Origin of the sequence: Bradyrhizobium sp. AUGA SZCCT0431, from assembly GCF_018131065.1 — a bacterium.
In the GTDB taxonomy this organism is placed as follows: Bacteria; Pseudomonadota; Alphaproteobacteria; order Rhizobiales; family Xanthobacteraceae; genus Bradyrhizobium.
Map to the genome: position 1 here is coordinate 1 of NZ_JAFCLR010000100.1, position 1,375 is coordinate 1,375.

A 1,375-nucleotide genomic window follows, 5' to 3' on the forward strand; every position below is an offset into this window, starting at 1 on the left:
TGGACTGCACCCCTGGAACGAGACACGATAATTTCTGTGACAGTGCGGTTGCCATGATGCGTTATCGTGCTTTGTTTTGCGCGAACGCGGTTTCGAACTCAAGGGGCGATTGGTATCCGAGCGCCGAGTGCAGCCGATCCTTGTTGTAGACCTCTGCGATGAAGCTATTAATTCGGTGGCGGGCGTCGTTGATGTCGGCGAAGGCCCTGCCGTTGATCTCTTCGGTCTTCAGCGTCTTCATGAAGCTCTCGGCTTTGGCGTTGTCGAAGGGATTGCCGGGCCTGCTCATGCTGATGGTGATCTCGCGATCGGCCAGTCGTTGGCGATAGGCGATGGAGGCGTATTGCACGCCGCGATCGGAGTGATGGATCAGGCTGCCGGGTTGCGGCTTTCGGGCACCAAGGGCGGTGTCCAGCGCGGCAATGGCGAGCGAGGCATCGAGCGTGTCCTCAAAAGCCCAGCCCACGGCCTTGCGCGAAAAGGCGTCGAGAATGACGGCGAGGTAGGCGAAGGCTCTGGCGAGATGCACATAGGTGATGTCGGCGACCCAGATTTGATCGGGCGCTGACGGCACAAGGCCTCGCACCAGATTGGGCACGATGAGAAAGGCCGAGGGCCGGTCGGCTGGTGGCTTCAGGAACGGCGCCTTGCGCTGGGCCAGAAGATTGTCCTCGCGCATAAGCCGCTGAACTTTCTTGGCATTCACCACCATGCCCTGCCGCCTGAGGGTCGCTGTCACCCGCCTATAGCCATAGAAGCGGTGCTTGAGGCAAATGCGCTGGATTAGGTCGCGCAACTCACACTCAGCCGCCTCACTGCTGCGTCCGGCGAGGTGCCGGTAATAGGTCGCGCGCGGCAGGCCTGCCAGCCTGCACAGGTGCAGCACATCGGCGTGTGAACCGGCTGCTTCCAGCGTCATGGCTTTAATAACTTCGATGAGGCGGATGCGGGTTTGCCTTGCGCTGCCGGCCGCTCCAAGGCGCGCAAGGCTTTTCGAAAAAAATCGATATCCAACTGCTGGCGGCCCACCAGTCGTTCAAGCTCGGCGATCCGCGCGTTCGCATGAGCGAGTGCGGAGCGCTTCTCCTCCACCTGCACGGGCTTGAGCTTGCGGGGGCCAGGCTTCGGCCCGGGTTTGCGATTCAGCCCCTCAGGTCCATGGGCCTTCCACGCCTTGATCCAGTCGTGAAGAAGCTTGCGCGATATCCCGAGCTTACGGGCCACAGGCAGAACGCCTTCGCCGCCTTCAGCACGCTTGATCGCCTTCAATTTGTACGCCGTCGGAAACCGACGGAGCTTTCCTTTTGCTGCCACAGGTCATCCTCGAAATGCCTGTCACAGAAATTATCGTGTCTCGTTCCAGGGGTGCAGTCCA

General features: G+C 60.7%; 2 protein-coding genes. Both read right to left on the reverse strand.

What is annotated here, in order from left to right; genetic code table 11:
* Nucleotides 1-61: 61 nt before the first annotated feature.
* Nucleotides 62-919: an IS3 family transposase gene (locus tag JQ567_RS37920; protein ID WP_212443536.1), complete on the reverse strand. Its 858-nt coding sequence runs from the start codon at nucleotides 917-919 to the stop codon at nucleotides 62-64.
* Nucleotides 916-1,314 (reverse strand): helix-turn-helix domain-containing protein, encoded by a 399-nt coding sequence (locus tag JQ567_RS37925; RefSeq protein WP_212443537.1) that lies wholly within the window; start codon nucleotides 1,312-1,314, stop codon nucleotides 916-918. Before JQ567_RS37925 ends, JQ567_RS37920 begins: the two co-directional genes overlap by 4 nt.
* Nucleotides 1,315-1,375: the final 61 nt, after the last annotated feature.